General features: G+C 70.7%; 6 protein-coding genes. 1 reads left to right on the top strand and 5 read right to left on the bottom strand.

What is annotated here, in order from left to right:
• The 5 genes from ACSNN7_RS28355 to ACSNN7_RS28335 form a co-directional block, all read right to left on the bottom strand.
• Positions 1–1,008, bottom strand: a 1,008-nt coding sequence (locus ACSNN7_RS28355) for a glycoside hydrolase family 43 protein (protein WP_436684117.1), incomplete at its 3' end; no start/stop codon positions are given.
• Positions 1,005–1,829, bottom strand: a complete 825-nt coding sequence (locus ACSNN7_RS28350; RefSeq protein ID WP_436684116.1) for a carbohydrate ABC transporter permease — start codon at positions 1,827–1,829, stop codon at positions 1,005–1,007. The genes ACSNN7_RS28355 and ACSNN7_RS28350, both read right to left, overlap by 4 nt.
• 10 nt (positions 1,830–1,839) lie before the next feature.
• Positions 1,840–2,802 carry a carbohydrate ABC transporter permease gene (locus ACSNN7_RS28345; RefSeq protein WP_436684115.1) on the bottom strand — a complete coding sequence of 321 codons (963 nt, stop codon included), beginning with the start codon at positions 2,800–2,802 and terminating at the stop codon, positions 1,840–1,842.
• Positions 2,803–2,808: 6 nt separating this feature from the next.
• Entirely contained in the window at positions 2,809–4,137 is a 1,329-nt protein-coding gene (locus ACSNN7_RS28340; protein WP_436684114.1) for an ABC transporter substrate-binding protein, read from the bottom strand.
• A gap of 40 nt (positions 4,138–4,177) precedes the next feature.
• Entirely contained in the window at positions 4,178–5,689 is a 1,512-nt protein-coding gene (locus tag ACSNN7_RS28335) for an alpha-N-arabinofuranosidase (protein WP_436684113.1), read from the bottom strand.
• Between the two features lie 142 nt (positions 5,690–5,831).
• Between ACSNN7_RS28335 and ACSNN7_RS28330 the strand changes: the two genes are divergently transcribed.
• Positions 5,832–6,818: LacI family DNA-binding transcriptional regulator (locus tag ACSNN7_RS28330; RefSeq protein WP_436684112.1), on the top strand; the 987-nt coding region annotated here is incomplete at its 3' end.

Here is a 6,818-nt window from a genome sequence, read left to right as displayed (position 1 = left end):
GGGTTGGGGGGTGGCGGTGGGGCCGTTGAGGACGGGCTTGCCGTTCTGCCAGGTGAGCTCGTCGAGCCAGACCTGGCGGCCGGGGTCGGTGGTGCCCTCCTGGCCGGGCGGCCAGGCGTGGTAGACCAGCCAGGTCCGGCCGTCCTTGACGATCATGGAGGCGTGGCCGGGGCCGGAGGCGACCTCGTTGGTCTTCAGGATCGGGTTCTCCGAGGCCTTCACGCACGGGCCGGTCGGGCTCTCGCAGATCGCGTAGCCCTCGGCATAGCTGGCCTTGTCGTACGCGTTGGCGGCGAAGAAGAGGTACAGCCGCCCCTCGTGACGGTGGAAGAACGGCCCCTCGATCAGGGTGCCCTCCCACGGCTCGGTCTGCTTCAGCAGCTTCGTCGGCTCGCCGACCAGCTTCAGCCCGTCCTCGGAGAGGCGCTGCGACCAGAGCCAGGTGTCCACCCCGATGGCGTTGCCGTCGTTCTTCCAGAGCAGCCAGAGGCTGCCGTCGGTGTCCCGGAACGGGCTGGCGTCGATCGCCCCGCCCAGTTCCGCCTGGCAGATGAACGGCTCGGTCGAGTCGTCCCGGTACGGCCCCTGCGGACGGCTCGCCACCGCCCGTCCCACGCACTGCCGGCCGGAGTCCCGCCCGGCGACCGTGTAGTAGAGCACGAACCGGTCCGGGGCGAGCTGGATCGCCTCCGGCGCCCAGGTCTTCCCGGCGTCCGCCCAGCCGGGCAGCTCGGGCAGGGCGTCCTCGGCCTCGCTCCAGTCGACCAGGTCGGCCGAGCGGCGCACCGGCACGTTGCGGCCGCCGCTGTTGGTGTGGAACAGCCACCAGGCGTCGCCGGCCCGCATCACCTGCGGGTCGGGGGCGTCGGCGCGGACCACGGGGTTGGTGAACACGCTGGCGTCGTCTCCCGTACTCGAAGAGGTTTCTGCATCGCCGCACCCGGCGACGAGCAGTGCGGCGGCGAGGACCGCCGCCGCACCGCGTCGCCGGGTGTTCCCGGCGCTCATCCCTTCAGGCCGCTGCGCGAGACGCCCTGGATGATGTGTCGCTGGGCCGCCACGAAGAGGATCAGCACCGGCACGCTGGCCAGCACCGCCCCGGCCATGATCACCGGGTAGTCGCTGACGTAGGCGCCCTGGAGCAGGCCCAGGCCCGCCGGCAGGGTCAGCCGCTCGGGGCTGAACAGCACGTAGATCGGCCAGAGGAAGTCGTTCCAGTTGGTCAGGAACGACAGCACCGCCAGCGTGGCCAACGCCGGCTTGGAGAGCGGCAGCAGCACCTTCGTGAAGATCTGCCAGTGGTTGGCGCCGTCCAGCACCGCCGCCTCCTCCAGCTCGGCCGGGATGCTGAGGAAGAACTGCCGCAGGAAGAACACCCCGAAGGCGCTGGCCGCGCCGGGCACGATCACCACGGTCAGGGTGTCCAGCCAGCCGAGCCGGTCGGCGATCACGAAGTTCGGGATGATCAGCGAGGTGGGCGGGATGAACAGGGTCCCCACGATCAGCGCGAAGCTGACCGCCCGGCCGCGGAACCGGAGCCGGGCCAGCGCGTACGCGGCCATCGAGGCGGTCACCAGCACCAGCAGCGCGTGCAGGCAGGCCGCCAGCATGCTGTTGACGAACCAGCGCAGCACCGGGTTCGAGGTGTTGCCGAGGATCTGCTCGTAGCCGTAGGTGGAGAAGGGTCGGGGCAGGAAGGTCGGCGGGATCTTCTGCGCGTCGCCGTAGGTCTTCACCGAGGTGATGGCCATCCAGACCAGCGGGGTCACGAAGACCAGGGCCAGCAGCACCAGGACCGCGTAGCGCGCGGAGCGGCGGAGAGTCGTCATGGTCGGCCCCTCAGTCTTCCCGGTACCGGAAGAACCGGAAGTTGACGATGCTGATCACCGTGAGCGCCAGCGCGAAGATGATGCTCATCGCCGCGGCCCGGCCGGCGTCGTTGTCCCGCAGGCCCTCGTCCACGATCCGCCAGACCACGGTGCGGGTCTGTTGGCCCGGTGCGCCCTGGGTGATCAGGAACGACTGCCCGAAGACGTTCGCCGAGGCGAGGATCGTGGTGGTCAGCACGAAGAGCATGACCGGGCGCAGCCCGGGCAGGGTGACGTTGCGGAACCGTTCCCAGGCGTTCGCGCCGTCCATCCGCGCCGCCTCGTAGAGCTCCGGCGAGATGTCCTGCAGGCCGGCCAGGTAGATCACCGCGTTGAACCCGGAGGTCCACCAGACGGTCACCCCGACCAGCGACACCCAGGCCCACGGCACGTCGGTCACCCACGGGGTGTCCGACGGCAGCCCGACCATGCCGAGCAGCCGGTTGACCAGGCCCAGGTTGGCGTCGAGCAGGAAGCGCCAGAGCAGGCCGATCACGGCCACCCCGAGGACGTACGGGGCGAAGTAGATCGCCCGGAAGAAGGTCCGCCCCGGGAACGACCGGTTGAGCAGCAGTGCCAGCCCCAGCGGGATGACCACCAGCAGCGGCACCGAGAAGACCGTGAAGACCGCGGTGGCCCGGACGCTCGACCACCAGTCGCCGTAGATCGCAGACTCGCTGTCGAACAGGTCCCGGTAGTTGTCCAGCCCGACGAAGGGCCGGTTGGGCAGTTGCAGGTCCCACTGGTGGACGCTCAGCCAGACGCCGAAGAGGATCGGCAGCAGCCCGAACGCCAGGAAGAGCAGCAGGTACGGCGCGAGGAAGAGGTACGGGGTCGCGCGGCTGCCCCGCTCCGTCGCGCCCCGGCGGTTCTTCCCGCCCGCCGGGGGCGGCGCGTCCTTGCGCGCCGCCCCGACCTCGATCACGTCCGCCACGGGAACTCAGCTCCCGTACTTCTTGCGGTTGTCCTCCAGCTGCTTGTTCGCCTTCGCCACGCCGTCGTCGAGGGCCTGCTTGGGCGACTTCTTGCCCAGCACGGCCTCGTTGAAGGAGGTGTAGAAGGTGGTCATCACCTCGCCGAGCCCGGGAGCGGCCGGCGGGAAGGCCGCGTAGTCCAGCTCGGGGGCGAGCGTGGCGACGTTCGGGATGGCCTTGAACTCGGCGCCCTCCCGGACCTCCTTGCGGGCCGGGACCTGGCCGCCCTTCGCCCAGTCCAGCGAGTGCTCGCTGAGCCAGTTGATGAACACCTTCGCGCCGGAGATCTTGTTGTTGTCGGCGCTGCGCTGCTTGACGATGGTGAAGTTGTGCGAGTTCGCCCAGGCGGCCTTCTGGGTGCCGAGCTGCGGCAGCTCGGCGACGCCGATCTGCGCGTTCGGGTCCTTGGCGATGTCGTTGATCTGCCAGATGCCGTTGAAGTTGAAGGCGTTCTTGCCGCTCTTCAGGGCCAGGTAGTCGCCGTCCTGGCCGACGTTCGCCGGCGAGTGCCCCTGCTTGATCAGGTCGACCAGCCAGGTGCACGCCTCGACCGCCGGGTCGGAGTTGAAGGTGGCCTTGGCGACCTCGGCGTCGAAGAGGCTGCCGCCCCACTGGTGCAGCAGGGAGTAGAACGTCATGCCACCGGTGAACTGGAACGGGCTGATCCAGAAGCCCTGCACGCCGGACTTCTTCAGCTCGGTCAGCGCGGCGGTGAACTCGTCCCGCGTGGCCGGCGGCTTGTTCGGGTCCAGGCCGGCCTTCTGCATGACGGCCTTGTTGTAGTAGAAGCCCAGCGGGTGCATGTCCAGCGGGATGCCGTACCGCTTGTTGTTGTAGAGACCGCCCTTCCAGACGGTCGGCGCGAAGTCACCCTCGCTGAGCTCCAGCGCCTTGGCCACGTCGTCCAGCTCGGTGATCACGCCGCGGGCGGCGAAGGTGGCCAGCTGGTCCATGTGCATGACCGCGATGTCCGGGCCGGAGCCGCTGGAGACCGCGCCGGGAAGCTTGCTGTAGTAGTCCTCCCACCGGTACGTGTTCACCGCGATCGCGATGTTCTGGTGCTCGGTGTTGAACTGCTCGACGAGCTTCTTGAAGATGTCGCCGTCGCCACCGGTGAAGCCGTTCCACAGGTTCAGCGAGACCTTGGGGCCGGTGTACTCCTTGCCACCGTTGCCGGTCGCGGTCGACTTGCCGGCGCTGCCGCCGCCGCAGCCGGCGAGGGTCAGCGACGCGGCCGCGCCGAGACCCACGCCGAGACCGAGCAGCCGCCGCCGGCTCATTTCGTTCTGCATCATGCGGGTTTCTCCTTGGGGGACGGGGTGAAGTATTCCCTGGTCAGGGCCGCGACGCGAAACGCAGCACGTTCCAGGAGACCGCCGGCAGGCGTACGGTGCAGCGACCGCCGTCGGGGGTGGGGGTGGGCAGTGCGCGAGGCGTCACCCGGTCGGGCTCGGCCTCGGTGTTGATCGCTTCCGGGTCGTCCCCGGCGGCGAGACTCAGGTGCTCGACCCCGTGCAGGCCGGGCAGGCCACGCAGGTCGAGGTCCAGCGGGAGGTCGTCGGAGCCCCGGTTGACCGCGAAGACGGTCAGCTCGCCGGACTCCTCGTCGTGCACCGCCACGGTGTCCAGCACCGGCACCGCGCCGTACCGCTTCGTCTCGTAGTCCGGCGAGACCGGCTCGGTGCGCAGCACGGTGCCCCGGGCGTACCGGGCGGTGAGGGCGAACGGGTGGAAGATGCTCTGCCGCCAGGCCGGCCCGCCGGTGCGGGTACGGATCGGCGCGATCACGTTGGCGAGCTGTGCCTGGCAGGCGACGCCGACCCGGTCGGCGTGCCGGAGCAGGGTGATCAGCAGGTCGCCGACGACCACCGCGTCGACCGCGGTGAAGTCGTCCTCGATCAGCGCGGGCGCCTCGACCCAGCCGCGCCGGTCCAGGTCGGCCTTGAGGCGCGACTCGTACCAGACGTTCCACTCGTCGAAGGAGACCTTGAGCTTGCGCGTGTGCCGCTGCTTGGCGGCCACGTGGTCGGCGGTGGCGACCACGTCGCGGATGAAGTTGTCCATGTCCACCGCCGAGGCCAGGATGCTGGCCTGGTCGCCGTCGGACGGGTCGTAGTAGGTGTGCGCGGAGATGTAGTCGACGTGCTCGTAGGTGTGCTCCAGCACGGTCGCCTCCCAGGAGGCGAAGGTCGGCATCCGCCGGTTGGAGCTGCCGCAGGCGACCAGGCTGATCGACGGGTCGATCATCTTCATCGCCCGGGCGGTCTCCGCGGCGAGGCGGCCGTACTCGTCGGCGGTCTTGTGGCCGACCTGCCACGGGCCGTCCAGCTCGTTGCCGAGGCACCAGAGCCGCACCCCGTACGGCTCCTCCGCGCCGTGCTTGCGGCGCAGGTCGGACAGTTGGGTGCCGCCCGGGTGGTTGGTGTACTCCAGCAGGTCGCAGGCCTCCTGCACGCCCCGGGTGCCGAGGTTGACGGCCATCATCGGCTCGACGTCGGCCTCGGCGGCCCAGGTCATGAACTCGTCCAGCCCGAAGGCGTTGGTCTCGATCGTCTTCCAGGCCAGGTCGAGCCGGCGCGGGCGGTCGCCGACCGGGCCGACGCCGTCCTCCCAGCGGTACCCCGAGACGAAGTTGCCGCCGGGGTAGCGGACCACCGAGACGCCCAGCTCGCGGGTGAGCGAGAGCACGTCGCCGCGCAGGCCGCGCGGGTCGGCGGTGGGGTGACCAGGCTCGTAGACCCCGCCGTAGACGCAGCGCCCCATGTGCTCGACGAAGGAGCCGAAGAGCCGCCGGTCAGCGGGGCCGATCGCGAAGGCCGGATCGATCGTCAGCCGGGCGTTGCGCAAGGGGTGCCACCTTTCCTTCGACGTACCCGGGGTGACTGCAGTCACCCCGTACCACAGGTTTCTACAACGTTGTAAGCAACGTTGTAAAGGGGGCGGTGCACGATAGAGTCCGGGGACGACGACCCCGGGGAGGGACGAGATCGTGCGACACAGGCTCAAGGACGTGGCCGAGCGGGCCGGCGTGTCGGTCAAGACGGTCTCGAACGTGGTCAACGGCTACCTGCACGTCCGGCCGGACACCCGGGCCCGGGTGGAGGAGGCGATCGCCGAGCTGAACTACCGGCCCAACCTCTCCGCCCGCAACCTGCGCAAGGGGCGTACCGGCGTGATCGCGCTGGCCGTGCCGGAGCTGGACATCCCGTACTTCGCCGAGCTGGCCCGGCACGTCGTCACCGCCGCCGCGGAGCGCGGCTGGACGGTGCTGATCGACCAGACCGGCGGTGGGGCCGAGCGGGAGCGGGTGGCCGCCGCCGGCATCGGCGACCACATGATCGACGGCCTGATCCTCAGTCCGCTCGCGCTCACCGCCGAGGACCTCGCGGGCCTCGACGGCACGCCGATGGTGCTGCTCGGCGAGCGGGTGGACCACGGCCCCGCCGACCACGTCGGCATCGACAACGTGGCCGCCGCCCGGGAGATCACCGCCCACCTCGTCGGCCTCGGCCGCCGCCGGATCGCCGCCGTCGGGTCGCAGCGCACCCCCGAGGGCGCCAGCGCCCGGCTGCGCCTGGCCGGCTACGCCGCCGCGCTCGCCGACGCCGGCCTCGACTACGACGAGAGCCTGGTCGCGCCCGCGCCGGCCTGGCACCGCGCGGACGGCGCCGCCGCCGTGCGCCACCTGCTGGCCACCGGGGTACGCCCCGACGCCGTCTTCTGCTTCAACGACACGCTCGCCCTCGGCGCCCTGCGCGCCCTGCACGAGGCCGGCCTGCGGGTGCCCGAGGACGTCGCGGTGGCCGGCTTCGACGACATCGAGGACGGCCGGTTCAGCGTGCCCACCCTGACCACCATCGCCCCCGACAAGGAGCGCATCGGCCGGCTCGCGGTCGAGATGCTGGCCGCCCGGGTGGACGGCGACCGCGAGACCCCGCCCCGCGACCTCACCGCCCACCTGGCCCGCTTCTTCGCC

It is taken from the genome of Micromonospora sp. URMC 105, from assembly GCF_051386295.1.
Taxonomy (GTDB): Bacteria; Actinomycetota; Actinomycetes; order Mycobacteriales; family Micromonosporaceae; genus Micromonospora.
Note: the sequence above shows the minus strand (reverse complement) of the source record. Positions and strands in the feature narration are given on the sequence as shown.

Bases quoted from the DNA above. Each gene is read 5' to 3' on its own strand.
- ACSNN7_RS28350 (WP_436684116.1), bottom strand. From the start codon at position 1,829: ATGACGACTCTCCGCCGCTCCGCGCGCTACGCGGTCCTGGTGCTGCTG.
- ACSNN7_RS28340 (WP_436684114.1), bottom strand. From the start codon at position 4,137: ATGATGCAGAACGAAATGAGCCGGCGGCGGCTGCTCGGTCTCGGCGTG.